Consider the following 26,677-nt stretch of genomic DNA (forward strand, 5'->3'; position numbering starts at 1 on the left):
ATAGAACCCGTGACCGGGTCAGCATGCCAGCTGGGCCCGATCGGTCGACGAGGCGCCACCCGCGGTCGTCATCGATCGCCCGATTGACGCAACCGGACAGGCCCCCCGCGCCGTCGAAGCTCGTACCGAGGCGTTCCGGTGGCGCCGTCACCTGGGAAACGGCCGTCGCGTTCCGTCACCGGGTGCCCACTGGGCGCACGGATTCGGGCGATTGCCCTGCCGAACGGGGGGTGTCATTACGCCCATCGTGTGGACGTGCTTTAAGGTCCGATCCGATTGAATTGTTTCCCAGGAAACTCCCAGGATCGGGAATCCGTCGGTAGAGGGGAGCGCCCGTGGGCGTCCAGCAGAGCAGGAGCCCGTGGCCGGGCACCCTGGCGGCCGGTGCCGCGCTGGTACTCGGCGCCTGGCTGCTGCACGACGGCGGGCAGGGCGCGCTGCCGCCCGCCCCCGGCAGCACGCAGACGCTGTCCGGCTTCGCCCCGGTCTCCGTCGCCCCGCCACTGGGCCCGTCCGACCCCACCCGCATCCGCATCCCGGCCGTCCGGCTGGACGCCCCGGTCACCGCGCTCGGCCTCGACCCCGACGGCCACCTCCAGGCCCCGCCCGAGGCGGACCGCAACCTGGCGGGCTGGTACCGCGGCGGGGCCAGCCCCGGGCAGCGCGGCACCGCCATCCTGGCCGGGCACGTCGACAACAAGGCCGGCCCGGCCGTCTTCTACAACCTGGGGGCGCTCCGGCGCGGAGACCGGATCGAGATCGCCCGCGCGGACGGCGCCGTCGCCGTCTACCAGCTGTACGCCATCGAAGTGCACGACCGAAAGGACTTCCCGGACGACCGGGTCTACCGCCAGGCCGCCGACGCTCAGCTGCGGGTCATCACCTGCGGCGGCGCGTACAGCGCCGAGCACGGCTACGAGGGCAACGTCGTCGCCTACGGCTTCCTGGCCGACACCACCCGGCCGGGCAAAGCCGCATGACCACGCTGACCCTCGCCACCCGCTGGAACCCGATCGACTGGCCGCTCACCCACGGCCCGATCCCGTACGCCGTGCTCGCCGCGGGCTGGGGGTCGCTGGTCCTGCTCGCGTTCTCCCGCCACGAACGCTGGCGGGCCCCGCGCCTCTTCGGCGCCCTGATGCTGGCCGGAACGCTCACCGCCCTGGTGAAGCTCGGCGTCGACGGCTGGTGGCACCCCTTCCCGGAGGGCACACCGGACTTCGTCCTGCGCTGGATAGCCGTCGCGCTGTTCGCGATATCCCTGGTCTGCTTCCGCGCGCCGCTGCTCGCCGTCCGCCGGCGGCTGCTGGCGACCGGAGCCGCCGTCCTGGTGCTGCTGATGGCCGCCTCGCAGGTCAACCGGGGCTTCGACCAGTACCCGACCGCCCGGGCCATGCTGGTGCCCGAGATCCAGGCGCTGACCACGGGCAAGGTGGCCAGCACCGTCGCCGCCTCGCCCGGCAAGCCCGTCGAGGAGCTCTGGCACGCGCCGCCCGGCCTGCCCGCGAAGGGCACCCTCTCCACCGTGACCATCCCCGGGGCCAAGTCCGGCTTCACGGCCCGCGACGGGTACGTCTACCTGCCGCCCGCCTACCAGGCCAACCCCCGGCCGCTGCTGCCCGTCGTGGTGCTGCTGCCCGGCCAGCCCGGCGCCCCGGTGGACTGGATCACCTCCGGGGCCATCCAGGAGACCCTGGACGCCTTCGCCGCCGACCACCAGGGCCTGGCCCCGATCGTGGTGGTCGCCGACCCCACCGGCAGCCCGTTCACCAACACGCTCTGCATGGACTCCCGGATCGCCAAGGCGCACACCTACCTGGCCACCGACGTCCCGGACTGGATCCACCACAACCTGCAGACCGCCACCGGCCGGGGCGCCTTCGCCATCGGCGGGCTCTCGCTCGGCGGCACCTGCTCGCTCCAGCTGGCCGTCAACGCGCCCGGGGTCTACGGCACCTTCCTGGACATCTCCGGCCAGGACGAGCCGACCCTGGGCGACCGCGGCGAGACCGTCGACAAGGCCTTCGGCGGTGACGAGGCCGCGTTCGACGCCGTCGACCCGGTGCACGTCATGGCCCGGCAGAAGTTCCCCGACACCGCAGGCATGTTCGTGGTCGGCGCCAACGACCCGGACTTCCGACCCATGCAGGAGAAGGCCTATGCGGCGGCACAGGCGGCCGGAATGAAGGTCGGCTACCAGACCATCCCCGGCTGGCACAGCTGGGTGGTGTTCCGCCAGGCCTTCGAACAGAATCTGACCTGGCTCTCCCAGCAGACCGGACTGATCCGGTGATCCGGCTCCCCGCGGCCCCCGCGCCGGCCAAGGAGCAGGAGTGGCCGTCGGACCGCGCGCCGGTCGCCGGAACGCCGGAGCCGCGCCCGCAGCGGGCCTGGCGAGCCACCCGGACGTTCGGCGTGTGGCTGCGCTCGGCGCCGCTCACCCTGGTGCTGCTGGCCGGGCTCTGGGCGCTCGGCGCGGCCACCGGCAGCCTGGCCCACGGGCCGTCCGAGCGGCTGCTCGACCGGATCGGCGTCGGCGTGCCCACGCTCGCCGAGGGCCACTGGTGGACGCCGTTCACCTCGCTGTTCTGGTGCTCCGGCCTGGGCTCGTACGTGTTCACCAGCCTGCTGCTGGTCCTGGTCGGCCCGGCCGCCGAGCACCGGCTCGGGTGGCTGCGCACGCTCGCGGTACTGGTCGGCGGGCAGCTGGCGGGCACCCTGCTCGGCACCGGGCTGATCGCGGTCGGCTCCCGGGTCGGCGAGCAGTGGACCGTCTCGGTGGCCGACCAGACCTCGGTCGGCCCCGGCGTCGGCCTGTTCGCGCTGGCCGGGGTGCTCGGCTACCGGCTCACCGTGCTCTGGCGCCGCCGGCTGCACCTGCTGGTGCTGCTCGCCCCGCTGGTCATGACGCTCTACGTGGGCCACCTGCAGAGCGTCCAGCGGTGCGCCGCCGCGTTCGTCGGGCTGGGCGCCGGCGCGCTGCTCGCCCGGGGCGGGCTGCACCTGCGCACCCACCGCTCCTCGCACTCCGAGACCCGGGTGCTGGTGGCGCTCTGCCTGGTCGCCGCCGCCCTCGGGCCGCTGATCGCCTCGCTGTACGACAACGCCAGCGGGCCGTTCAACACCTTCTCCGAGCTGTACTTCTCGCACCGGCTCAGCCCGGAGGAGGTGGCCGACTTCTGCGCGCTGTCGGCGCACGACTGCGCCCGCGCGCACGCCGTCGAGCGGATCTTCGACACCCCGGGCCGGCTGATGGCCGCGCTGTTCCCGGCGCTGCTGCTGGTCCTGGCCGAGGGGCTGCGCCGGGGGCTGCGGCTCGCCTGGCGGATCACCGTCGCCACCGAGCTGCTCTGGGCGGCGCTGCTGGGCTGGCTGTACCTCGACTCCGGCCCGGTCAGCGGCGACGTGGTCCAGTACTTCGTCGAGGCGCTGCTGCTGCCGCTGCTCACCCTGGGCCTGCTGCTGGCCACCCGGCAGCGCTTCCGGCTGCGGCTGGCCGGCCGGGCGGTGCTGCGGCTGGGCGCGCTGCTCGGCGGCGCCGCCCTGGCGGCCTCGGCCGCGTACGTGGGGCTCGGGCGCCTCGCGGCCGACCAGTTCGAGCCGGGGGCGAACATCCGCCGGCTGCTGCACGGGCTGCCCGCGCAGTTCCTGCCGCCCGCCTACAACGACCTGCTGCCGGACTACCCGATCGCGGTCGGCCCGGTGGCGCTGTTCCTGGAGACGTACTGCGGGCTGGCCTTCTGGGTGGTCGCGCTGACCGCGCTGCTGCTGGCCTTCCGCCGGCCGGTGCTGCACACCGACGCGGAGGCGGCCGCCCGGGCCAGGGCGCTGCTCACCGCGTACGGCGGCGGGACGCTGTCCTTCATCACCACCTGGGACGGCAACCACTACTGGTTCGACGAGGAGGGCCGGGCGGCCGTCGCCTACCGGGTGCACAACACGGTGGCGCTGACCACCGGCGACCCGTTCGGCGCGCCGGAGGCCCGGGCCCGGGCAGTGGCCGGGTTCGCCCGGTTCTGCGACCAACGCGGCTGGACCCCGTGCTTCTACAGCGTCTCCCCGCAGACCCGGGAGGCCACCGCGCAGCTCGGCTGGCGCTCGGTGCAGGTCGCCGAGGACACCGTGGTGGCGCTGCCCGAGCTGGCCTTCACCGGCCGCAAGTGGCAGGACATCCGGACCGCGCTGAACAAGGCCGGCAAGCAGGGCATCACCGCCGAGTGGTGGTCCCACCACGAGGCGCCGCGCGCGCTGCGGGACCAGATCCGGGCGATCTCCGAGGAGTGGGTCTCCGAGAAGGGCCTGCCCGAGATGGGCTTCACGCTCGGCGGACTGGAGGAGCTGGACGACCCGGACGTGCGGGTGCTGATCGCGGTGGACGAGCAGCGCGTCGTGCACGGGCTGACCAGCTGGATGCCGGTGTACGAGAACGGCGTGCCAGTCGGCTGGACGCTGGACTTCATGCGCCGGCGCTCGGACGGCTTCCGCGGCGTCAACGAGTTCCTGATCGCCTCGGCCGCGCTGGGCTTCAAGGAGGAGGGTGCGCGCTTCCTGTCGCTGTCCGGCGCGCCGCTGGCCCGCTCCGGGCAGGACGAGGAGCCCTCCGGCCTGCAGCGGATGCTGGACTGGATGGGACGGGTGCTGGAGCCGGTGTACGGCTTCCGCTCGCTGCTCGCGTTCAAGTCGAAGTTCCAGCCGGAGTACCGGCCGATGTACATGGCCTACCCCGACCCCGCCGCGCTGCCGAGCATCACCCGGGCGATCGGCAAGGCGTACCTGCCGCACCTGACGCCGGCACAGGGCGTCCGGCTGATGCGCAGGCTGTCGGGCTGAGGCGCCCCGGGCCCCGGACCCGGGTGACGGCCGGAAGCGCGGTGGCGCCCCCGGACGCCGGCCCCGCGCGCCGCTCAGCCGAGCAGTTCGGCGAGCGCGCGGTCGGCGTCCAGGTGCAGGTGCTCCTCGCCCTCGGGGACGAGCAGCCGGCTGCGCCACAGGAAGCGGCGCAGGTCGGTGGTGTCGAACTGGAGCAGCGCGGTGCCCTCCGGCGCCCGCAGTTCGACCATGGTGCGCCGGCCGACCGCGGGCCGGACGTGGACGTCGCCGACGCCGGCCGGCAGCTCCAGGCCGGCCGAGAGCAGCTGGCGGGCGAAGACCCAGACGATGTCGTCGGCGCCGTCCGCGCCCGCGCCCGCGCCGCCGTCCGCCGGTTCGTCCAGCGAGAACTCGGCGGGGAAGGCCATCCGGACGGCGAGCGGGTCCTCCGGCAGGTAGCTCAGGACCACCCGCAGCCGGACGGAGCGGTGGAGCGAGAGGATCAGACGGGCCTGGACGGTCTCTTCGGCGGCGGTGTGCACGGCGAGTCCCTTCGGGTCGGTGTGAGGCCGGTCGACAAGGGGGAGGGTTGGGGCGGCCTCACCCTGGTGAGAGTCCCGGGACCGGCCGTGATTACTCGGTTTCGGAACCGATCGGATGTGATCCGGGTCACGTCGATTTCCGGCCGCCCGGGCCCGGCGCGGAGCCTCGCCTGGCCGCCCCGACGGCGCCGGGCCGGTACGCTGGGCGGGTTGTCCGATCGCCGCCCTTCCGCGGGGCGGGGCTGAGAAACCGCCCCTGACCTGCGATGATCCCCCCTCGGAGACCGTGAGTACTGCCGCCGCCTCCTCGATGCCGCTGTTCTCCGACGTGTCGGAGCCGCAGGCGCCCGCCCGGGGTGCCGGACCCGCCGCGTCCGCCGCCTCGCACCACCTCTCGCCGGCCTTCCCCGGCCGCGCCCCCTGGGGCACCGCGGGCAAGCTGCGGGCCTGGCAGCAGGGCGCGCTGGACAGGTACATCGAGACGCAGCCGCGCGACTTCCTCGCGGTCGCCACCCCGGGCGCCGGTAAGACCACCTTCGCGCTCACCCTGGCCTCGTACCTGCTGCACAACCACCTGGTGCAGCAGGTGACCGTCGTCGCGCCGACCGAGCACCTGAAGAAGCAGTGGGCCGAGGCCGCCGCACGGATAGGCATCCGGCTCGACCCGGCCTACTCCTCCGGCCCGCTCTCCCGGGACTACCACGGCATCGTGGTCACCTACGCGGGCGTCGGGGTCAACCCGATGCTGCACCGCAACCGGACCGAGGCGCGCAAGACCCTCGTGATCATGGACGAGATCCACCACGCCGGCGACTCCAAGTCCTGGGGCGAGGCCTGCTTCGAGGCCTTCGAACCGGCCACCCGCCGCCTGGCGCTGACCGGGACGCCGTTCCGCTCCGACACCAACCCGATCCCGTTCGTCCAGTACGAGGCCGGCGGCGACGGCATCCGCAAGTCCGTCGCCGACTACACCTACGGCTACGGGCACGCGCTCGCCGACCACGTCGTCCGCCCGGTGATCTTCCTCAGCTACAGCGGCAACATGCGCTGGCGCACCAAGTCCGGTGACGAGCTGGAGGCCCGGCTCGGCGAGCCGATGACCAAGGACCTGATCGCCCAGGCCTGGCGCACCGCGCTGGCCCCGCAGGGCGAGTGGATCCCGTCCGTGCTGCAGGCCGCCGACCGGCGGCTGTCCGAGGTCCGCAAGGCGATCCCGGACGCCGGCGGGCTGGTCATCGCCACCGACCAGAACACCGCGCGCGCCTACGCCAAGATCCTGCGCGAGATCTCCGGCGAGAAGGCCACCGTCGTGCTCTCCGACGAGACCGAGGCCTCCCAGCGGATCTCCGACTACGCGGCCGGGGACTCGCGCTGGATGGTCGCGGTCCGGATGGTGTCCGAAGGCGTCGACGTGCCCCGGCTGTGCGTCGGGGTGTACGCCACCTCGATCTCCACCCCGCTGTTCTTCGCCCAGGCCGTCGGCCGCTTCGTACGAGCCCGCAAGCGCGGCGAGACCGCCTCGGTGTTCCTGCCGACCATCCCGACGCTGCTCGGCTTCGCCAACGAGATGGAGGTCCAGCGCGACCACGTGCTGGACCGGCCGAAGAAGGAGGGCGAGGGCCTCTTCGACGAGGAGGACCGGCTGCTCGCCGAGGCCGAGCGGGCCAACGACGGGCCGGACGGCGCGGGCGGCGACGAGTTCTCCTACGAGGCGATCGGCTCCGACGCGGTCTTCGACCGGGTGCTGTACAACTCCATGGAGTTCGGCATGCAGGCCCACCCGGGGAGCGAGGAGGAGGACGACTACCTTGGCATCCCGGGCCTGCTGGAGCCGGACCAGGTGCAGATGCTGCTGCAGAAGCGCCAGCACCGGCAGATCCAGCGCAGCAAGGGCAAGCCCGCCGAGGAGGCCGACCTGCTGGAGCTGCCGGCCGAACAGCGGCCGGTCGTCACCCACCAGGAACTCCGGGAGCTGCGCAAGGAGCTGAACGCGCTGGTGGCGGCCTGGCACCACCGCACCGACCAGCCGCACGGCACCGTCCACAACGAGCTGCGCCGCCAGTGCGGCGGCCCGCTGACCGCGCAGGCCACCGCGAACCAGCTGAAGGCGCGGATCGCCAAGATCCGCGAGTGGGCGAAGTAGCCGCGGAATCAGTCGCGGGAACGGCACGGCGCGCGGCCGCGGGCCGGCCGCCCCGCTCCTGTGTGTCCGGACTCCGGAGCGCGGCCGGACCCGCGCGCTGACGGGCCCGGAGAAATGCGGGCATTTGTCCCGGTTCCGTCGCGCTGTTGAGAACGATCACGCCCGAATTTTGGACAACCACTTCCGTCACGACATTTCCTTCACTACCTTTCCCCCACGCTCTTCCACCGGGCAACCCCCACAGGACGGGCGCCGCAGGACCGCACGCACGTCAAGGACGACACCGCGAGCGGTCCGAGCGCGGCCACCCCACCTGCGCGCGACACCGAACCCGGTCCGGCGCCGCCTGCCCCCGCGAGCGCCGCGGAAAGGATGCCCGTCGTGACTGCCGAGACCTCCCAGACCCTGGACCGTGGCGTCCGGGTCCTCAAACTCCTCGCCGACTCCGAGCGCGGGCTCACCGTCACCGAGCTGGCCGCCCGACTGGCCGTCAACCGCACCGTCGTCTACCGGCTGCTGGCCACCCTGGAACAGCACGGCCTGGTCCGCCGGGACATCGGCGGCCGCGCCCGGGTCGGCCTGGGCGTCCTGCGCTTGGCCCACCGGGTGCACCCGCTGCTGCGCGAGGCCGCGCTGCCGGCCCTGCGCAGCCTGGCCGAGGACCTCGGCGCCACCGCCCACCTCACCCTGGTGGACGGCAACGAGGCGCTGGCCGTCGCCGTGGTCGAGCCGAGCTGGACCGACTTCCACGTCGCCTACCGCACCGGGCTGCGCCACCCGCTCGGCGAGAGCGCCGCCGGCCGGGCCATCCTGGAGGCGCGCACCTTCCCCAGCCAGCGCCGGCCGGAGCAGGGCTTCGTCATCACCCGTGCGGAGGAGCAGTCCGGGGCCTGCGGCGCGGCCGCCGCGCTGATCGGACTGAGCGGCATCGAGGGCAGCGTCGGCGTGGTGATGCTGAACGGGATGGTCCCCGAGCGGGTCGGCCCCCGGGTGGTGGAGGCGGCGACCGAGGTGGCCGACGCGCTGCGGTAGGCCGGCACGGGCCCCGGTGTGTTTGGATTCCCCTTGTGTCCGACACCAAGCTGCCCAAGGCCCTCACCTCCCCGCGGACCCGCGCGCTCACGCTCTGCGGGGTGCTGGTCGCCGCGCTGTTCGGCGTGGCCGCCTTCGTCCCGCTGCCGTACACGCTGACCTGGCCGGGCCTGACCGCGGACACCCTCGGCACGTACAAGGACAAGCCGGTCCTCACCGTGACCGGGGCGCCGCTGCGCACCACCGAGGGCGAGCTGCGGATGGTCACCATCTCGGCCACCAACCCGGGCGAGAAGACCACCTTCTGGCGCGCGCTCCAGGCCTGGTTCGACCAGGACGAGGCGGTGCGCCCGACCGACACGGTCTACCAGCCGGGCGACCCGACCAAGGCCGAGGAGCAGACCGCCCAGCAGATGGCCGAGTCGCAGAACAGCGCCACCGCCGCCGCGCTCGGCTACCTCCACCTCTCGCCGGACCAGGTCAAGGTGAAGGTCGACCTGGGTGACGTCGGCGGCCCGAGCGCCGGGCAGATGCTGGCGCTGGGCATCATCGACAAGCTCGCCGGCGACGGCAAGGGCGGCGACCTCACCGGCGGGCTCACGATCGCGGGCACCGGCACCATCGACGACCAGGGCGTCGTCGGCGCGGTCGGCGGCGTCCCGCTCAAGACCCAGGCGGCCGCCCGGGACGGCGCGACGGTGTTCCTGCTGCCCAAGGACGAGTGCACGGACGCCAAGGTCAACACGCCCAAGGCGCTGCGCCTGGTGCCGGTCGGCACGCTCGGCGAGGCGGTCTCGGCACTGGAGGCGCTGAAGAGCGGCGGCAGCGTCCCCAGCTGCTGACCGGGGCGCAGGCCGCTGCCGCCGGGCGCGGGCCCTACTCGGCGGCGGCCTGGTCCACCAGCGGCAGGATGCGGTACGGCACCGGGTTCTCCAGCGCGATCGCGGTGGCCGAGCGGACGATCCCGTCGAAGCCCACCACCCGGTCGATCACCCGTTGCAGATCGGCGTTGGAGCGGGCCACGATCCGCACCATCATGTCCCCGGCCCCGGTGATGGTGTGCAGTTCCAGCACCTCCGGCACGCTCGCCAGGTGCGCCCGGACGTCGGCGCCCTGGCCCTGGGAGATCTCCAGGGTGGCGAAGGCCGTCACCGGGTAGCCGAGCGCCGCCGGGTCGACCTCCGGGCCGAAGCCGCCGATCACCCCCTTGGCCTGCAACCGGTCCAGCCGGGCCTGCACGGTGCCCCGGGCGACCTGGAGCCGGCGCGAGCACTCCAGCACCCCGATCCGGGGCTCCTCGGCGAGCAGCCGGATCAGCCGGCCGTCCAGTGTGTCGATCGAGTCGTTCCCGCCGCTTGTCCCGGGGGCGGCCGAAGCGCCCGGCGGAGCGGGGGAGTTGGGCGAGCCGGGGGAGCTCGGGGACTGGGCGTGGGGCATCGCGGCTCCGTCCTCCGGTGGGCATTGTGTACAGCGGCGCCGCCGATTCTCCCGCCCCGGCGCACAGCTTGACCAGGAGGAAACGGAACAGTTGCGCGCCGGTCGGCTCGGCGCCACCCTCCAGCCACAACGCCGTGCGCCGGGCCCCACACCGGCGCACGGTCGCACCCGCCGTGGTCCGCACGCCTACCGGGAGGGCCGTCATGACCGACACCGCCGCCGAACCCGTCCTGCTCGCCGCAGGACTTGGAGAGTCCGCCCCCCTCCCGATGGGCCGCGCCGACGCGGTGGTCTTCGCGGTCGGCGACGCCGAGCGGGCCGCCCGCCGCTACACCGCCGCGCTCGGGCTGCGCTGTACCGCGTACGCCGGGCCGGAGACCGGGGAGCCGGAGACGGTCTCGTACGTGCTGGACGCGCCCGGGACCAGGATCGTGCTCACCTCGCTGGTCCAGGTGATCGGCCCGCGCGGCCGGGAGCTGGCCGCGCACCTCGCCCGGCACGGGGACGGGGTGCTGGACCTCGCGGTGAGCGTGCCGGACGTCTTCTACGCGTACGACTACGCGGTGGACCGGGGCGCCCTGTCGCTGGCCGAGCCGTACGAGGCACGGGACCGCTTCGGCACGGTGGTGCTCGCGACGATCGGGGTGCCGGGCGGGACCAGGCACACCCTGGTCGACCGGTCCGGCTACGCCGGGCCGTACCTGCCGGGGTACCTGCCGTTCGAGACCTGGTGAGGGGGGCTCAGCGGATGGCCGTCTCGACCACCGGCGGGTGGCCGTTCCAGTAGACGAAGACCGAGTTGGCCTGCTCGCCCTTGGTGAAGTCCACCCGCATCCACTGGTCGCCGTTCCACACCTGCATCTGCCAGCCCGGGTCGGGGGTGGCGGAGACCAGCGAGGCCTTGTCGGGGCGGATGTCCAGGGCGACCTTGCCGCCCGGCACCGGGTAGCTCTTCACGGAGGACGTCACGGAGGACGTCGCCGTGGTGGTGGCGGGGGTGGGGCGGCGGGTGGCCGGCGGGGAGGCGGCGGAGAGGGTGGTGGCGGGGGCCGGCCCGCGCGTCGTCGTCGTGGCGGCGGTCGGGGAGGCCGGTGGTGGGGCCGGGGCCCCGGTCTGGGTGGCCGACCGCGGCTGCTCGGGGGTGACGGTCGCGGTGTGCGGCGTGCCGTCGGCCCTCGGCGAGGGCAGCGGCAGGGCCGTGGGCTGCTCGAACGCGGCGCCGGTCAGCACCGCGTGCACGCCGAGCCAGGACAGCGCCACCGCCGCCCCGGTGGCCGCCGCCCAGGCGCCGAGCTGTACCAGTCCGTTCCGCATCGTCCGCTCATCCTGCCGTATTCCGGGCCTGCGCAGCCGGGCAGCCCCGTTATTAGTCAGGGGAGTTGCACAATGTCCGGAGGCCACCCCGAGGTACAGACCACTGCCCGTCGATGGCGTACCGTGCAGGGCCATGGCAACAGTGCTCGTGGTCGAGGACGACCCCTTCGTACGATCCGCCCTCATCCGGCACCTGACCGACACCGGTCATGCGGTCCGCAGCGTGGGCACGGCACTTGAGGCGCTGCGGGAGGTCGCCCAGGTCGGCTGTGACCTGGTGATCCTCGACCTGGGCCTGCCGGACCTGGACGGCAGCGAGGCGCTCAAGATGATCCGGGGCCTGACCAATGTGCCGGTGATCATCTCGACCGCCCGTGACGACGAGGCCGAGATCGTCCGGCTGCTCAACGACGGCGCCGACGACTATCTGGTGAAACCTTTCTCCGGGGAACACCTCAGCGCCCGGATGGCCGCCGTGCTGCGCCGGCTCGGCGGCGGCGCCGCACCCGTCGCCCAGGTGCTGCGGGTCGGCGGCCTCGCCATCGACCTCCAGCGCCGCGAGGCCTCGCTGGACGGGCGGCTGCTCGACCTGACCCGCCGTGAGTTCGACCTGCTGGCCTTCCTGGCCGGGCGCCCCGGCGTGGTGGTGCCGCGCAAGGAGATCCTGGCCGAGGTCTGGCAGCAGACCTACGGCGGCGACCAGACCATCGACGTCCACCTGTCCTGGCTGCGCCGCAAGCTCGGCGAGACCGCCTCCAGCCCCCGCTACCTGCACACCGTCCGGGGAGTCGGGGTCCGGCTGGAGGCCGCCGGGGGACTGGCGGAGCACCGGACATGAGGAGGTTCGGGCGCTCGCTGCGCTGGGCCCTGATCAAGGCCGCCGTCGCCGGGACCACCATGGTCGCGCTGGCCTTCCTCATCCCGCTCGGCCTGATGGTCCAGCAGACCGCCCGGGACCACGCCTTCACCGCCGCCGAGCGGCAGGCCGCCGCGCTCGGCCCGGCCCTCGCCATCACCACCGACCAGATCGCCATCGACCGCGCCCTGGCCAGCACCGACGCCGGCGGGCAGGGCCGGATGGCGGTCCACCTGCCCGCCCCGGCCGCCCCGGACGCACTCCCCGGCGCGGGCGGCCCCGGCGGGCCCACCATCGGCGAGGCCCGGGCCGCCGCCGGCGACGTGTCCACCGCCGGCGGCCAGGGCCGCTCCTTCACCGTCGAGGTGCCCGGCGGCTACGCGCTGCTCCAGCCGGTCGCGGTGGACACCGGGCGCACCGCCGTGGTCGAGGTGTTCGTCGCCGACGGCGACCTCACCCGGGGCGTCTCCACCGCCTGGCTGGTGCTCTCGGGCGTCGCGCTCGGCCTGGTCGCCATCTCGGTCCTGGTCGCCGACCGGATGGGCGGCCGGATCGTGGCCTCCGCCCGGCGGCTCGCCGGCGCCGCCCGCTCGCTCGGCGCCGGCAACCTCGCCGTACGGGTCCCCGTGGACGGCAAGCAGGCCGCCGGCAGCCCCGAAGAACTGCGCGAAGCCGCCCACGCGTTCAACACCATGGCCGACCGGGTGGTCCAACTCCTCGCCGCCGAACGGGAACTGGCCGCCGACCTGTCCCACCGGCTGCGCACCCCGCTGACCGTGCTGCGGCTCAACGCCGCCTCGCTCGGCGAGGGCGACGCCGCCGACGCCACCCGGCACGCGGTCTCCCAACTGGAGCGCGAGGTCGACCAGATCATCCGCTCGGCCCGCCGCGACTCCGAGGACGTGCCCGCCGTCGCGGTCGGCTGCGACGTCGCCGAGGTGGTCCGCGAACGGGTCGGCTTCTGGTCCGCGCTGGCCGAGGACGAGGGGCGCCGTTGGCAACTGGCCGGCGCCGACCGGGCGACGCCCGTCCCCGTCCAACGCGCCGACCTGGCCGCCACCGTCGACGCGCTGCTCGGCAACGTCTTCCGGCACACCGCCGTCGGCACCGCCTTCTCGGTGGACGTGCTCGCCACCGAGACCTCGGTGATCGTCCTGGTCGGCGACGCCGGCCCCGGCTTCAGCGACCCGGCCGCCGCCCTCAAGCGCGGCGAGGGCCACGGCGGCGAGGGCTCCACCGGGCTCGGCCTCGACATCGTCCGCAAACTCGCCGAGTCCACCGGCGGCGACCTGGCGCTCGGCCGCTCCGCCGTGCTCGGCGGCGCCGAGATCCGGCTGCGGCTGCGGACCCGCCCGGACGGCACCCCCGCGCGGGCGGGGCGGCGGCGCAGCCGGGGCGCGCTGTTCCAGAAGTGACCGCTTCCTCGGCCGCTTCCTCGGTCTCTTTCCCTCCTTCCCTCCTTCGGCTTCGGCTTCGGCTTCGGCCTCGGCCGAGGCCCGGGGGGAACCGCGGTGGCCGGTTTCGCACGCGCCTGACGCCCCGCCAGTTTCCGGATCTTCCTTAAGCGCGGCCTAAGGGAGTTCTTCCCCTCGCTCAGCCCGCCGGTTCGGCCCCCCGGCCGCCGCTAGCGTCGGTCGCGCCGGTCACCCGACCGAGCCGGGCCGGCCGCCCGGACGTCCGCACGCACCCGCGCCCGGACCGCGGCCGACCGACGGCACCCCGGAGGTAACGCGCCATGACCACCCAGCCCAACCGCCGCCCAGGCCGCCGCAGGCGCAGCCGCAAGGGCGCGATCGCCGGGGCCTCGGCGGTCGCCGCCGCCCTGGTCGCGGGCGGTGTCGTCGTCCTCGCCTCCTCGGCCAGCGCCGCCTCGCTCGGCGCCGTCTACAGCCGGACCAGCAGCTGGGACTCCGGCTACACCGGCCAGTACCTGGTCACCAACCCGGACAGCGGCCCGATCGAGGACTGGACGCTCAGCTTCGACCTCCCGGCCGGGGCGAAGATCGACTCGCTCTGGAACGCCACCTTCACCGCCGCCGGCCAGCACGTCACCGTCAAGCCGGAGGCGTGGAGCAAGCGGCTGGAGCCCGGCAAGAGCGTGGTGGTCGGCTTCGTCGCCCAGGGCGCCGGCGCCGCGCAGGCCGAGCCCGGCAACTGCCTGATCAACAACACCTCCTGCAAGGCCGGCGACGGCACCGCGCCCACCCCCTCGGGCCGCCCGACCGCGACGGCGACGCCCACCACCGCGCCGACCAGTCCGGTGTCGACCAGCCCCGTGCCGACCACTCCCGTGCCGACCCGGACCGGGACCGGCACCCCGGCCCCTACGGCGACGGCCACCGCGAAGCCGACCACCCCGACGCCGACCCGCACCCCGACCGCCACCCCCACGGCGACCGGTGTGCCCGTACCCCCGGCCGGCGCCGGGGCCGGCTTCGCCCCGTACGTCGACACCTCGCTCTACCCGCCGTACGACCTGGTCGCCACCGCCAAGGCCACCGGGGTCAAGAACTACACCCTCGCCTTCGTGGTGTCCGGCGGCGGCTGCCAGCCCAAGTGGGGCGGCGTCAGCGATCTGTCCGCCGACGCGGTGGCCGCCCAGATCGGCGCCCTGCGGGCGATCGGCGGCGACGTCCGGGTCTCCTTCGGCGGCGCCAACGGCAGCGAACTGGCCCTCGCCTGCGGCTCCACCGCCGACCTGGCCGCCGCCTACCAGAAGACCGTCGACGCCTACGGTCTGACCAGGCTCGACTTCGACGTCGAGGGCGGCGCGATCGCCAACACCGCCGCCAACACCCGCCGCGCCCAGGCCATCGCCCAGCTGCAGAAGAACGCCGCCGCCCAGGGCAAGGCGCTCGACGTCTCCTTCACGCTGCCCGCGCTGCCCTCCGGCCTGACCCAGGAGGGCGTCAACCTGGTCGCCGACGCCAAGAACAACGGCGTCGCGATCGGCGCGGTCAACATCATGGCCATGGACTTCGGCGACGGCGTCGCCCCGAACCCGCAGGGCCAGATGGGCAAGTACGCGATCGCCGCGGCCACCGCCACCCAGGCCCAGGTCAAGAGCGTGCTCGGACTGGACGACGCGGCCGCCTGGCGCAAGGTCGCCGTCACCCCGATGATCGGCGTCAACGACGTCGCCAGCGAGGTCTTCACCGTCGCCGACGCCAAGCAGCTCGCCGACTTCGCGGCGTCCAGGCACCTCGCCTGGCTGGCGATGTGGTCCGGCACCCGCGACAAGGCCTGCGACGGCGGGGCCAAGGCCTACGCCGACGCCAGCTGCAGCAGCATCGTCCAGCAGCCGCTGGACTTCACCCGGGCCCTCGGCGCCTACACCGGCTGAGCTGCGGGGCCGCTGAGGCTCTGAGCCTTCCCCCCGGTGGCCCCGGCCGTCCGTGCTCCGCCCGCAACGGAGTACGGCCGGTCGGGGCCCATTCGTCACCCTGCGTGATCATCCGTGCCCAGGCCCGGTCGGCCCGCATCCGGTATCGTCGGCGATTGGTCGAGTGGTGGACGGAGTGGACTGGTGACAGCGGTGCAAGACGAGCGCAGCCCGGTGCGGACCGCACCCGACCCCGCGCCCGCCCCCCTGTCGGACCGGCTGCGGACCGCGCTCGGCGCCCCCGTCCGCGCGCTGCGCGAGGCCCCCCGCCGACCGCTGCTGGCCGCCTCGGCCCTGGCGCTCCTGTCCCTGGTCGTGTACGCGGTGGTCCGCCACTTCGTCAACACCTCGATGGTCGACATGATCGTCTACCGGGCCGAGGGCGCCGCCGTGGCCAACGGCACCGACCTGTACGCACTGCGCGTCACCGAGTGGAACCTGCCCGCGACCTACCCCCCGTTCGCGGCCATGCTGTTCGTGCCCACCACCTGGTTCCCGGTCCCGTTCCTCCGAGTGGCGATCACTCTCGGCAACCTCGGGCTGCTCGCCCTGCTGACCCACCTGTCCTTCAAGCTGGTCGGCTGGCCGCGCCGCGAACTGCGGCCGATCGGCGTCATCCTGGTGACCGGCCTCGGCGTCTGGCTCGAACCCGTCTTCACCACGCTCCGGTACGGCCAGATCAACCTCGCGCTCGCCTGCCTGATCCTCTGGGACCTCACCCGTTCGGACGCCCGCCGCAGCAAGGGCATGGCGATCGGCATCGCCGCCGGCCTCAAGCTCACCCCCGGCCTCTTCGCCGTCTACCTGCTGATCACCGGCCGGGTCCGGGCCGCCTTCGTGGCCGGCCTCACCTTCCTCGGCACCTTCCTGATCGGCGCCGTCGTCCTGCCCGACGCCACCTGGGGCTTCTGGACCAAGTACCTCTACGACTCCTCCCGGGTCGGCAAGACCGAGATCGTCGACAACCAGTCGCTGCGCGGCGCCCTCGCCCGGCTGCTGCACACCGCCGACCCCGGCACCCTCGCCACCCTCGCGGCCGGCCTCGTCGCGGTGGCCGGCCTCGCCGTCGCCGCCTGGGCCCACCGCAGCGCCCGCTGGCTGCCCCGGGCCGAGGCCTGGGGCGTCTGCTGCGCCGCCGTCACCGCCGTGCTGATCTCACCGATCAGCTGGACCCACCACTGGGTCTGGTGCGTGCCGGTGCTCGTCCTGCTCGCCACCGAGGCCTCCGTCGAGCACGCCCGCCCGGCCGGCGTCCGTCGGCTGCGCTGGCGGGCCGCCTTCTGGGCGACGCTGCTCGCGTTCCTCTCCTTCGCGATGTGGGCCGCCAAGCCGCTCGGGCCGGCCGTCCTCCACATGGCGCCGCTGCGCCAGCTGCCGACCTCGGTCTACCCGTGGGTCGGGCTCTGCTTCCTGCTCGCCGCCGCCATCCGGATAAGGGCCCGGCGACGCTCCGCCGGGGCACCGCTGGTCCGACTGCCCGGACAGCGCGACGGCGGTGGCCCGGACGCCACCCGCGGCCGTCAGCAGGCCCCCGCGGCCCGCTGAGCCGGCGGGGGCGCGGCTCCCGTCGCGTCGCGCGGTCCCGGCCGGGTGCGCGGCCGAGGCTTTGTGCCCGTTCGCGGGCGTGCGCGTGCTCACGCAAGCAGGTCCGCGAGCGATCCGTCCATGTCCAGCGCGGCCATCTCGCTGCCCGGCGGGACCAGCCGGTGGGCCCGCTCCAGCCAGGCCGCGACGACCGGCAGCGGCGCCTCCAGCAGGGCGTCCCCGGCCGGGGAGCTCAGCGCCAGGCAGAGCACGCTGCGCCGGCCCGAGCGGGTCGGCCAGATCCGCACGTCGCCCTGGCCGCACGGCCGGAAGGTGCCCTCGACCAGCAGCTCGCGGGCGAACACCCAGGTCACCGGGGAGCCGGTGTCCAGGTGGAAGGTGATGTGCACCGCGTACGGGTCGTGGCTGCCGTAGGACAGCCGGGCCGGGACGGGGACGCTGTGCTCGGGGGAGAGCACCAGGTTCAGCTCCAGTTCGTGCTCGACCACGCTGGTGGGGCGCTCCATGATCGTCTTCCTCTCTGCCTTCGATTCCTGCCCGGTTCCGGGCCCGGTGACCTTTGAGAGGGCGGTCCACGCCGGCTCTTACACACGTTTCCGGGATTTCTTCGGGAAGTTCGACGAGGGGGGTGAGGCGAGGGGTGGTGACCGGTGGGGACCGCGGCGCGCGGACACCCGCCGCACGCCGGGACGGTTCGGCCGCCCTTACCTCGGAGGGCCCGCCGCTGTCAGGTGATTGACCAACTTTCCGTCGACGCCACGACGAGGCACTACCCTTTGTGACTACCCGGCGACTGTCCGCCTATCAGCGGTGCCCCCACCCACGCGCGCCGGGCGGCTCGCGGGTGCGCCGGGCGGGCGTGCCGTGTCGGCCCCGCCAGGACCCGCCAGGAGAGAAGACCCCCATGACGGACCGCCCCTTCGCCGACGCCGGCGACCCGGCCGTCGGACCCGAGCCGGGCTACTACCCCGACCCCTCCATCCCCGGCTTCGTCCGGTACTGGGGCGGCTCGGCCTGGGTGCCGGGCACCAGCCGGCTCGCACCCGCCGAGGGCGAGGTGATGGAGCCGCCCCGGTTCGCGTCCCGGCGGCCCGCCGCCGGCGCGGCCGGGACGGCGCGGGTGGTGCCGCCACCGGTGCTGCCGGAGCCGGCCGTTCCGGAGGCGGCGGCCCCGGAGCCGTCCTGGGGCGGGGCCGCGCACGGTGGGGGCCGGGGCGGGGACACCGGGCCGGTGTACCTCGACCAGACCACGGGCGGGGCGAAGTTCGTCCTCGGGTCGCGGGCGGCGGAGGTGATCGGCGGGCCGGTGTTCCGGACGGTCGGGGAGCCGGGGGCGTCCGAGAGCCCTGAGGTGTCTGGACTGGAGATGGCAGCGGTCGAGGTGCCGGTCTTCGACGAAGTGGTCCTCGACGAAGCGGTCCTGGGCGAGCCGGTGGTCGAGGTTTCGGTGGTCGAGGTTTCGGTGGTCGAGGTTTCGGCGGTGGGGGGTGCGGCGGGCCAGGGTGAGGCGGAGGAGCCCGGCTGGCAGGTCGTTCCGCAGGCGCAGCGGGGGCTGATGGAGGCGGATGGCGAGCCGCACCGGGTCTCCTGGGGGGTGCTTTCGGGGGCGCCCGACGGGGAGGAGGGGCGCGTGAGGGAGGTCCGCGCTTCGGTTGCTGTTCCGGTCCGGGCTTCGGCCGGCATGCCGGCCGCCGCTTCGGTCGGGGTGGAAGTGGCCGCCGTCTCCGGAGCACCCGCGACCGTCCCGGCGGCGGTGGCCGTGCGGGAGGCGCCGTCGCCAGTTGCGTCGCCCGTCGCGGTGTCCGTTCCGGCGGCTGTGCGCGGGGCCGGGCGTGCCGTCGAGCCCGCGTCCGAGCCCGCCGTGCCGGCCCCGGCCGCGCCGGTCGCCGCCGGAGCGGTTCCGGCCCGAGCCCAGGGCCGGCCCGCCACGCCCGCCGCGTCGCTGCCGGTCGCGCGCCCGGCCCGGGAGGCCGTCGCGCGGCGCCGACCCGCCCCGACGACGCCTGCCCCCACCGTGCCCGCCTCCGCGACGCCCGCCGGACTCGGACGTCGGCTGGCCGCGCGCGCCGTGGACACCGTCGTACTCCTCGTGGTCGCCGTCGCCGCCGGAATCCCGCTCGGCCGCTCGGCGTCCGAGCACCTCCAGCAGAAGCTCGACCAGGCCCGGATGGCCAGTTCCCTCACCCGGCGCCAGGTCCAGGTCTGGCTGGTGGACGACGTGGTGCTGGGCAAGGTCGCGGTCCTGCTCGGAATCCTGCTCTTCGTCAGCCTGCTCTACGAGGTGCTGCCGACCGCCCGCACCGGCCAGACCTTCGGCAAGCGACTGGCCCGGATCCGGGTGGCGGACGCCGCCGCCCCCGGCGCCCGGACCAGGCTGAGCCTCGGCCGCTCGCTGCTCCGATGGGCCGTCAGGCAGCTCGGCCTGCTGCTGCTCCTCGGCCTGGTCTGGCCCGTGTTCGACCGCCCGGCCCGGCGTGGCTGGCAGGACCGGGCCGCCCGCACCCGGGTGGTCCGCGTCTGAGGCCTCCCGGCGTGGCGGCCGGCTCCGGGCGCGGAGGCGCCATCTGACGCGGAGGCACCATCCGGCCCTGGCGGCAAAACGGACAGAATGTCCCAAACCGCGAGAATGTGTGATGTTCTACTCGACGGATGAGCACTCACGACCCCTCAGGCTCCCAGCCGGAGGGGGGCGGCCAGCCCTCCTTCGACAAGCAGTCCCCGCAGCCGGGCGGCGGCACGCCGGAAGACCGGCCGTCGGACCCGAACCCGTCGCCCGCCCCGCCGCCCACCGGCGGCCCGTCCGACGGCACCCCCAGTATCCCGCCCGAAGGCCCCGGCGCGTACGGCGGCACCTACGGCGGCCCGACCGGCGGCCAGAGCCCGCCCGGCGAGAATCCCTACGGCCAGAACCCCTACGACCAGCCCCCGCCCGGCTACGGCCCCACCGGCTACGGAACCCCCGGCGCCGGGCCCGTTCCCGGCATGCCGCCGATCGGCAGCTGGCCCAGGCGCATCCTCGCCCGCCTGATCGACTACCTCCTCGTCCAGGCCGTCGCCGTGATCCTGGTGGCCCCCTTCGCCGACTTCAACAACCGCTCCGGCGAGGTCGGCGCATTCTGGCTCGGCTGCGGCATCTACCTCCTCTACGAAGGCCTGATGCTCGGCCGGGACGGCCAGACCCTCGGCAAGAAGGCGATGCACGTCCGTGTCGCCATGCTGATCGACGGCAACAAGCCCACCCAGAGCGCCGCCTGGACCCGAGCGGCCGTCTACATCCTCCCCGCCGTGATCTGCTGCGCCGCCTTCTGGTGGATCATCGACGGGATGTTCGGCGTCTTCGACAAGCCCTACCGGCAGTGCATCCACGACAAGGCCGCGAAGACCGTGGTGGTCACCACCGACTGACCGGCCGGGCGGGGCCGCGACGCCCGGCGGCGGACAGGACCTAGCGTTGCTAGCGCTGCCGGGCGTACTCGTGTCCGGCCGGGGCCGGGGAGGTCGTTCCCGCCCTCGCCGCCGACCGGCCGGACACGGCGAGCGACAACACCGTCACCACGGTGCCGAGCGCCAGCGCGAACCCCTCCAGCACCACGACCTCCAGGACGCCCGAGGCGTCCGAAACGGCCAGCAGTGCCACCGTGGCGGCGACGACGGTGAACGAACCGAGGCAGTACTGGGCAGCGGACGGACGAGGCATGGCGGGGGGTCCTTCGCGCGTCGGGGGGAACGAGCGGGAATCGTGCCGGTCCCAGAAGTGCTGCCCGGCAAGGGAGTTCGGTAAGTCCAGGCTAACCCGCCGGACCGGGAGCACGGGGGGCGCACAGGCTCACCCCGGGGTCGTCCGCCCCTCGGTACGGTGAACCCGACCGCGCCCGCCCCACCCACCCGGGGGAACACCCGTGCCCATCCCCGCCGACTGGCCCACCACCGAAGCCCAGGCACTCGCCGAACAGGAACGCCTGCGCCCCCTCGTCCAGACCCACGACCCCGACGACGCCTACGGTTCCGGGGGCTCCGACGGTTCCGGCTCCAGCAGCGGGGTCGGGCGGCTCATCGCCGGCGTCGACGTCGCCTACGACGACGAACACGACCTCGTCGCCGCCGCAGCCGTCCTCCTCGACCACGACACCCTCGCCGTCGTCGAACAGTCCACCGCCGTCGGCCGCATCCCCTTCCCCTACACCCCCGGACTGCTCGCCTTCCGCGAACTCCCCGCCGTCCTCGACGCCCTCGCCGCCCTCACCCACACCCCCGACACCGTCGTCTGCGACGGCTACGGCCTCGCCCACCCCCGCCGCCTCGGCCTCGCCAGCCACCTCGGCGTCCTCACCGGCCTGCGCACCCTCGGCGTCGCCAAAACCCCGTTCACCTTCCACCACCACGACCCCGACACCCCCCGCGGCTCCACCACCCCGCTCACCGACCCCGCCACCGGCGAAGAAGTCGGCCGCGCCCTCCGCACCCGGCCCGGCGTCAAACCCGTCTACGTCTCCATCGGCCACCGCATCAGCCTCGACACCGCCGTCCGCACCACCCTCCAACTCGCCCCCCACTACCGGCTCCCCGAAACCACCCGGCACGCCGACTCCCTCTGCCGCCGCGCCCTCGCCGACGCCCTCCACACGAGGACGCCTGCGAACTGACCAGGTACCAGGCGGAATTCGGGCCCCGTGTGTTAGACATGAGACACCGGGGCCCAACCCCGGCAGCGACCCACGGACGCACGGGGGAGGCGCCGAAGTGGCAACAGGAACCGGCACGACCAGAGGCGCCGGCCAGGGCTACCGCGTCGAGGTCGAACAACTCCGCGCCTTCGCCGCCCAAGTCCGGCTCCTCCTCGCCGAATTCCAGCACCACGCCGACGGCACCGGCACCCACGGGCGCAGCGGCATCGGCAGAACCGCCTTCGGCACCTTCGCCGAAGCCACCGAGATCCACAACCGCTACAACACCATGCGCGACGGCCTGCGCGACGTCCTCAACCAACTCCAACAAGCCGTCGACGAAGCCCAGAAGAACGCCGAACTCACCGCCACCACCTACGAAGAACACGACCAGCACACCGCGAAGAAACTCGAACTCGGCGACGACGGCTGGTCCGTCGCCAACCCCTCCGCCGACAGCAAGGCCGCCTACGAGCACACCGTCGCCCCACCCGCCCCCTGACCCCCGGCCACCCCCGGCCGAGCCCGAACGGAGGCGAACCCCCCATGGCCTACACCGACTTCACCACCTACAGTCACGCCCAACTCCGCACCATGGCCCAGGCCCTCAACCCCGGCGAAGTCATGGCCGCCGGCGACCCCTGGCGCCACGCCGCCGACACCCTCAAGGCCATCCGCACCACCCTCACCCGCGCCAGCACCGAAGCCGCCGTCACCTGGGAAGGCGCCACCAGCGACGCCTTCCATACCCGCATGCTCCACCTCGCCGACAGCATCAACAACGCCGCCTCCTACGCCAACGACGCGGCCAACACCCTCCACAACATGTCCGAGGCCATCGCCAAGGCCAAACGCGACATGCCCGAGGAACCCAGCACCTGGGAAAAGGTCAAGGACACCGTCGGCGACGGCGTCTCCTCCGTCTTCGGCGGCGACGACGAACACATCCCCGTCGCCGACCGCCGAAAAGCCGAAGCCGCCACCGTCATGCAAACCCTCGCCATGCACTACCGCATCGCCACCCCTACCCTGAAGCCGCCGCCGAACCTGCCGGCGCTGCAGAAGTCGGATGAGACACGCGATGTGACACCACAGGATGATCCGGCCGGGGCGGCGGTGGCGAGCGCGATGATGTCGGGAACCTCGATGGGCGTCGCGGGAACATCAGGGCGGGTGACGACCAGCCCACTACCACAGAGTCCGAAGACCTCCGGACCGGAGATGCCAGCCCGCTCCACGTCGAGGAGTGCGTCTGTTCCGACCGATTCGGGGATCAGGGGTGGCACGGCGCAGACTCCGCCGAAGCCTCTGGGCTCGGTGAACTGCGGCCTGGGCACGGGCATCGCGGGCACGCCGGCGGTCGTCCCCAACAGGACCGTGGTCACCACCGTCGCCCCGGGAACTGAGGTGTCCGGGGCTGGTGTTGTGCCGCCTGGTGGCGCTGCGGGCAGCCTCCCGGGAAGCAACGGCGGGCAGGGGATCTCCAATCCCGCAGGCCCGGCGGCGGCTGGTCTACCTGTCGGTTCCGGCATCGGCGAGGCCGGGGTCGGATTCGGCGGTCGGAGACTCCCGGACGGCGCGTATCCGATGGGCGGCCCCGGACCGGGCGGGGGCATCGGGGGCCGAGGTGGCTCTGGTGCCCGGCCGATGGGTGGGTCTGCAGGACGACCTGGTGGGATCGTCGGTGGGGCCGCAGGGCCGGTCGAGGGAATGCGCGGCAAGCAGGCGTTCACGGAAGGCGGTTCCGGCCTGGGAGCTCGGAACCGGCCCTGGGGCGAACCCGGCGCTGGCGGCCCAGGCGGCATGGCCCCTGGCCTGCCGCTCACCGGCGCGCAACGGCACAAGGAGGACCGGGAGAAGGGGCGGCGGCCCGACTACCTCGTCGAGGACGAGGAGACCTGGGCGGCGGACAAGCCGGCCAATCCGAACGTGGTGGAATGAGCCCGGTCCTGAAACGGATGGGTGATCTGATCGCGTCCCGCAGATCGGTGATCTGCGGGACGCCTCGCTGAGTGGGGTGACCAGGCTTGACGAGCCGTCGGTTGGCGCGTGGTACAGCGGCCCTTGCCGCCGGGGCATTGATCTGGAGTGTCGCGGCACCAACGGCATCGGCGGATCAGATCAGAGACGAGCAGTGGGCTCTGAAGACCTTCGAGGCCGAGACGAAAGTCTGGACTGTCAACCAGGGCGAGGGGGTGATCGTCGGTGTGGTCGACAGTGGGGTCAACCAGGACCATCAGGACCTCACCGGACAGGTGCTTGCGGGGGGTGACTTCTCCGGTACGAACACGGACGGCCGTACCGACGGCGACGGCCATGGCACCGGGATGGCGAGCCTGATCGCAGGGCACGGGCACGGTGCGCAGGCGGGGATCATGGGCTTGGCGCCGAAGGCGAAGATCCTGCCGGTGAAGGTACGGACCGACGGCGAGAATCGGGATCTCCAGCAGAACGGCCTCGCCGAGGCGATCCGCTTTGCTGTGGATCACGGTGCGAAGGTCGTCAACATGTCGGTAGGGGGGACGTCGAGGTTCGACTCCCCGGCACGTGAAGCCGTCAACTACGCGGTCTCCAAGGACGTCGTGCTGGTTGCCGCCACCGGGAACAACGGCGACAGCCTGAGCGGTGTCCAGTACCCGGCGGCCTTCCCCGGAGTGGTGGCGGTCGGCGCGGTGGACCGGCAGGGGCGACTGTGGGAGAAGTCGAGCTACGGACCGGAGACCACACTGGTCGCCCCCGGGGCGGAGATCTACCGGGCCAGTGCGAAGACCTCTGCCGGCTACGGCGTGGGCAACGGCACCTCCGATGCCACCGCCTACGTCTCCGCCACCGCCGCGTTGATCCGGGCGAAGTATCCGGAGCTTTCGGCGGGGCAGGTGATCAATCGGATGATCAGGACTGCCACGCCGCCGCGGGACGGGTCGGCGGTGCCGGGGAGCAGGTACGGCTTCGGGGTGCTGGCGCCGGCGAAGGCGTTGGAGGCTGATCCGGTGGTGGACGGCGGGTCTCGGGTGAATCCGTTGGTGGGGCGGGGGGAGTCGCAGGGGGCTGCGGGGGGTGGGGTGACGGAGGAGCCGGGTGGCGAGGCCGTGGTGCCCGCGGCGGGGGCCGGTGGGGCCGGCGGGGGCGGCTGGTTCGGGGTCGGGGTTGCGGTGGGGGTGGCGTTGTGGGGGGTGCTGGTCGGCGGGGTGGTGGCGGTCGTGGTGTGGGTGGTGCGGGTGCGGCGGCGCAGGGGTGCGGGCGGCTGAGGGCGGCGGGCGGGGTGGCAGCATTTTGGTGGCGGTTGGCGTCCTTGCCGCTGGTGGGGTGGGTGGTGGGGTGGCCATGCTGGGGCCATGAGTGCTTCTGAGCGGGGTGTGGATCCGGTGGGTGTGGTCGTTCCGGACGGCAAGGACTGGACGTGGGTGTTGGAACGCCCGTGTCCGGATTGTGGGCTGGATGTTGCGGCGGTGGTGCGGGAGGACGTCGCGGGGATGGTTCGGGCCAATGCGGAGGCCTGGGTGGCGCTGTTGGCCGGGGCCGAGGAGGGTTTGCGTCGGCGGCCGCGGCCGGGGGTGTGGTCGGGGCTGGAGTACGCGTGCCATGTCCGGGACGTGTTCCGGCTGTTCCGGGTCCGGTTGGACCTGATGTTGGCCGAGGAAGCCCCGCTGTTCCCGAACTGGGACCAGGATGAGACGGCGGTCGCCGAGCGGTACGGGGAGCAGGTGCCGGCGGTGGTGGCCGGGGAGTTGGCGGCGGCCGCGGAGGTGCTGGCGGCGGCGTTCGGGCGGGTGGCGGGCGAGCAGTGGGGGCGGACCGGGGGCCGTAGTGACGGGGCGCGGTTCACGGTGGAGTCGTTCGCCCGTTATCTGATCCACGACCCGGTGCATCACCTGTTCGACGTGACGGGCGAGCGGGTCTGAGGGGGCTCACCAGCCGGAGGCCTCCCACAGCATGGTGCGCCGGAGTCGGCCGGCGACGCTGGCGGTGTCGGTGCCGATGACGTCGGCGATCTCGGGGGCGGCGAGGCCGACGACGTAGTGCAGGATCGCCAGGTCGTCGTCGGCGGGGTGGCGGTCCGGTGCGGCGGGCACGTGCCGGGTGTGGTCGGCGACGGTGCTGCGCAGGATCTGCCAGGCGTTCGCGGTGGGGTTGGAGCTGCCCAGCAACTCGCGCCATTGGACGGCGATTTCGGCGAACGCCTGTTGGACGGCGGTGGCCGCGCTGCTGTGCTCGGTCAGCCACACCCGGGCGTAGCTGAGGTACCGGGGGCGGTGGAGTTCGCAGAAGGCGGCGAACTCCAGTGGTACGTCCTCCGGTTCACCGGGCCTCGGGGGCGGCTCGGCGGAACTCGCGTGACGGTTGGTCATCTCGACTTCTCGGAAAGGGAGATGGATAGCTGACGGTCGATCATCTGCGCTCACTCTACGATATGCCCTCGGTGCGCTGGGTTACCAATCGGATTGAATGCCCGGAACCCGCCGCCGCTCGGCCGGTTCCGGTGTCGACCGGTGGGGCGCGGTGGTGCAGCGGTGGTGGGGCGGCCGGGCGGAGGATCGGTGGGGGAGGGTGGCGCAGTGGTGCGGGGGGTGTAGTTGCGAGCGCGTCGCGGCTGGTCAGGGGGTGCAGAAGGGCCGTGGTTGCAACACGGTTGATGTGCCACCGTAGGGCTTATGGAGGCTGGCGTCCACGCCCACGGCGCGAAGCTGCGGCCGCACAACCATCCGCGCAACCACACCTTCGGTCGCGCCCGTACCGGCGTGGCGCGACGGGCCGGATGGGCACCGCCGTGCATGCCTCCGCCGGGGGCGCGCAGCCCGGGTGCGGGCGGTGGATGCGGGCGGTGGATGCGGGCGGTGGGTGCGCTGCGCGCCGAGGCGGGTGTGGCGGGGGCGTGGCGGCAGGGGTGGTGGGTGGACGGTGCGCTCGCCGTGGCGGCGGCGCACCGGGTGGCCGAGGGGGCGGAGCAGGCGT

Annotated in this window: 24 protein-coding genes; 18 read left to right on the forward strand and 6 right to left on the reverse strand. The window is 73.6% G+C overall.

From position 1 onward, the window contains the following. The first annotated feature begins 335 nt into the window (after positions 1–335). From ACFVX9_RS04525 to ACFVX9_RS04535, 3 genes are read left to right on the forward strand one after another with little or no spacing between them, the layout of a single operon-like run. Positions 336–980: a class F sortase gene (locus ACFVX9_RS04525; RefSeq protein WP_063349186.1), complete on the forward strand. Its 645-nt coding sequence runs from the start codon at positions 336–338 to the stop codon at positions 978–980. Continuing rightward, on the forward strand, positions 977–2,293 hold the full coding sequence (locus ACFVX9_RS04530) for an alpha/beta hydrolase family protein (RefSeq protein WP_063349187.1): 1,317 nt from the start codon (positions 977–979) through the stop codon (positions 2,291–2,293). The genes ACFVX9_RS04525 and ACFVX9_RS04530 overlap by 4 nt, the downstream gene beginning before the upstream one ends. Beyond that, entirely contained in the window at positions 2,290–4,830 is a 2,541-nt protein-coding gene (locus ACFVX9_RS04535; RefSeq protein WP_380479581.1) for a phosphatidylglycerol lysyltransferase domain-containing protein, read from the forward strand. The genes ACFVX9_RS04530 and ACFVX9_RS04535 overlap by 4 nt, the downstream gene beginning before the upstream one ends. 74 nt (positions 4,831–4,904) lie before the next feature. Here ACFVX9_RS04535 and ACFVX9_RS04540 read toward each other — a convergent pair whose 3' ends face one another. Next, positions 4,905–5,351, reverse strand: a complete 447-nt coding sequence (locus ACFVX9_RS04540; protein ID WP_380378159.1) for an SsgA family sporulation/cell division regulator — start codon at positions 5,349–5,351, stop codon at positions 4,905–4,907. Positions 5,352–5,661: 310 nt separating this feature from the next. Here ACFVX9_RS04540 and ACFVX9_RS04545 point away from each other — a divergent pair, with 310 nt between their 5' ends. The 3 genes from ACFVX9_RS04545 to ACFVX9_RS04555 all read left to right on the forward strand — a co-directional run bounded on the left by ACFVX9_RS04545 (position 5,662) and on the right by ACFVX9_RS04555 (position 9,368). After that, positions 5,662–7,494, forward strand: coding sequence for a DEAD/DEAH box helicase (locus ACFVX9_RS04545; protein ID WP_063349189.1), 1,833 nt, complete (start codon positions 5,662–5,664; stop codon positions 7,492–7,494). Positions 7,495–7,875: 381 nt separating this feature from the next. Next, positions 7,876–8,526, forward strand: a complete 651-nt coding sequence (locus ACFVX9_RS04550) for an IclR family transcriptional regulator (protein ID WP_063349190.1) — start codon at positions 7,876–7,878, stop codon at positions 8,524–8,526. Positions 8,527–8,561: 35 nt separating this feature from the next. Beyond that, positions 8,562–9,368, forward strand: a complete 807-nt coding sequence (locus ACFVX9_RS04555; protein ID WP_380479583.1) for a S16 family serine protease — start codon at positions 8,562–8,564, stop codon at positions 9,366–9,368. A 34-nt stretch (positions 9,369–9,402) separates the two neighbouring features. Here ACFVX9_RS04555 and ACFVX9_RS04560 read toward each other — a convergent pair whose 3' ends face one another. Then, complete coding sequence (locus ACFVX9_RS04560) at positions 9,403–9,963, reverse strand: Lrp/AsnC family transcriptional regulator (RefSeq protein ID WP_380479585.1); 561 nt, start codon at positions 9,961–9,963, stop codon at positions 9,403–9,405. Positions 9,964–10,166: 203 nt separating this feature from the next. Here ACFVX9_RS04560 and ACFVX9_RS04565 point away from each other — a divergent pair, with 203 nt between their 5' ends. Next, entirely contained in the window at positions 10,167–10,697 is a 531-nt protein-coding gene (locus tag ACFVX9_RS04565) for a VOC family protein (protein ID WP_063349191.1), read from the forward strand. Between the two features lie 7 nt (positions 10,698–10,704). Here ACFVX9_RS04565 and ACFVX9_RS04570 read toward each other — a convergent pair whose 3' ends face one another. Next, entirely contained in the window at positions 10,705–11,277 is a 573-nt protein-coding gene (locus ACFVX9_RS04570) for a hypothetical protein (protein ID WP_063349192.1), read from the reverse strand. Positions 11,278–11,410: 133 nt separating this feature from the next. On the opposite strand from ACFVX9_RS04570, the gene ACFVX9_RS04575 reads away from it, so the two are divergent. From ACFVX9_RS04575 to ACFVX9_RS04590, 4 genes are all read left to right on the forward strand, one after another. Then, the gene (locus ACFVX9_RS04575) at positions 11,411–12,115 is read left to right on the forward strand and encodes a response regulator transcription factor (protein WP_350881149.1); all 705 of its coding nucleotides are present in this window, start codon (positions 11,411–11,413) and stop codon (positions 12,113–12,115) included. Further along, complete coding sequence (locus ACFVX9_RS04580) at positions 12,112–13,548, forward strand: sensor histidine kinase (protein WP_387980368.1); 1,437 nt, start codon at positions 12,112–12,114, stop codon at positions 13,546–13,548. Before ACFVX9_RS04575 ends, ACFVX9_RS04580 begins: the two co-directional genes overlap by 4 nt. 320 nt (positions 13,549–13,868) lie before the next feature. Continuing rightward, positions 13,869–15,476, forward strand: coding sequence for a cellulose binding domain-containing protein (locus tag ACFVX9_RS04585; RefSeq protein ID WP_387980370.1), 1,608 nt, complete (start codon positions 13,869–13,871; stop codon positions 15,474–15,476). A 183-nt stretch (positions 15,477–15,659) separates the two neighbouring features. Beyond that, the gene (locus tag ACFVX9_RS04590) at positions 15,660–17,060 is read left to right on the forward strand and encodes a glycosyltransferase 87 family protein (RefSeq protein WP_363620096.1); all 1,401 of its coding nucleotides are present in this window, start codon (positions 15,660–15,662) and stop codon (positions 17,058–17,060) included. A gap of 89 nt (positions 17,061–17,149) precedes the next feature. Here ACFVX9_RS04590 and ACFVX9_RS04595 read toward each other — a convergent pair whose 3' ends face one another. After that, positions 17,150–17,566, reverse strand: coding sequence for an SsgA family sporulation/cell division regulator (locus tag ACFVX9_RS04595; protein WP_063349195.1), 417 nt, complete (start codon positions 17,564–17,566; stop codon positions 17,150–17,152). A 398-nt stretch (positions 17,567–17,964) separates the two neighbouring features. Between ACFVX9_RS04595 and ACFVX9_RS04600 the strand changes: the two genes are divergently transcribed. Next, the gene (locus ACFVX9_RS04600; protein ID WP_380479590.1) at positions 17,965–19,581 is read left to right on the forward strand and encodes an RDD family protein; all 1,617 of its coding nucleotides are present in this window, start codon (positions 17,965–17,967) and stop codon (positions 19,579–19,581) included. A 128-nt stretch (positions 19,582–19,709) separates the two neighbouring features. Further along, complete coding sequence (locus tag ACFVX9_RS04605; RefSeq protein WP_380479592.1) at positions 19,710–20,465, forward strand: RDD family protein; 756 nt, start codon at positions 19,710–19,712, stop codon at positions 20,463–20,465. Positions 20,466–20,514: 49 nt separating this feature from the next. Here ACFVX9_RS04605 and ACFVX9_RS04610 read toward each other — a convergent pair whose 3' ends face one another. Beyond that, positions 20,515–20,757: a hypothetical protein gene (locus ACFVX9_RS04610; RefSeq protein ID WP_380479594.1), complete on the reverse strand. Its 243-nt coding sequence runs from the start codon at positions 20,755–20,757 to the stop codon at positions 20,515–20,517. A 202-nt stretch (positions 20,758–20,959) separates the two neighbouring features. Between ACFVX9_RS04610 and ACFVX9_RS04615 the strand changes: the two genes are divergently transcribed. The 5 genes from ACFVX9_RS04615 (at position 20,960) to ACFVX9_RS04635 (ending at position 25,626) form a co-directional block, all read left to right on the forward strand. Next, complete coding sequence (locus ACFVX9_RS04615; RefSeq protein WP_380425617.1) at positions 20,960–21,703, forward strand: endonuclease V; 744 nt, start codon at positions 20,960–20,962, stop codon at positions 21,701–21,703. A 97-nt stretch (positions 21,704–21,800) separates the two neighbouring features. After that, the gene (locus ACFVX9_RS04620) at positions 21,801–22,226 is read left to right on the forward strand and encodes a hypothetical protein (RefSeq protein WP_380479596.1); all 426 of its coding nucleotides are present in this window, start codon (positions 21,801–21,803) and stop codon (positions 22,224–22,226) included. Between the two features lie 44 nt (positions 22,227–22,270). Then, a complete protein-coding gene (locus ACFVX9_RS04625; RefSeq protein WP_380479598.1) occupies positions 22,271–23,665 on the forward strand; it encodes a WXG100 family type VII secretion target in 1,395 nt (464 codons plus the stop codon). 86 nt (positions 23,666–23,751) lie between these two features. After that, positions 23,752–24,972, forward strand: coding sequence for a S8 family serine peptidase (locus ACFVX9_RS04630; protein ID WP_380479600.1), 1,221 nt, complete (start codon positions 23,752–23,754; stop codon positions 24,970–24,972). A gap of 117 nt (positions 24,973–25,089) precedes the next feature. Then, a complete protein-coding gene (locus ACFVX9_RS04635) occupies positions 25,090–25,626 on the forward strand; it encodes a DinB family protein (RefSeq protein WP_380557442.1) in 537 nt (178 codons plus the stop codon). Between the two features lie 6 nt (positions 25,627–25,632). Here ACFVX9_RS04635 and ACFVX9_RS04640 read toward each other — a convergent pair whose 3' ends face one another. Then, positions 25,633–26,073, reverse strand: coding sequence for a hypothetical protein (locus ACFVX9_RS04640; protein WP_063349204.1), 441 nt, complete (start codon positions 26,071–26,073; stop codon positions 25,633–25,635). Between the last annotated feature and the right edge of the window lie 604 nt (positions 26,074–26,677).

This window comes from Kitasatospora sp. NPDC058243 (assembly GCF_042882025.1).
Taxonomy (GTDB): domain Bacteria; phylum Actinomycetota; class Actinomycetes; order Streptomycetales; family Streptomycetaceae; genus Kitasatospora.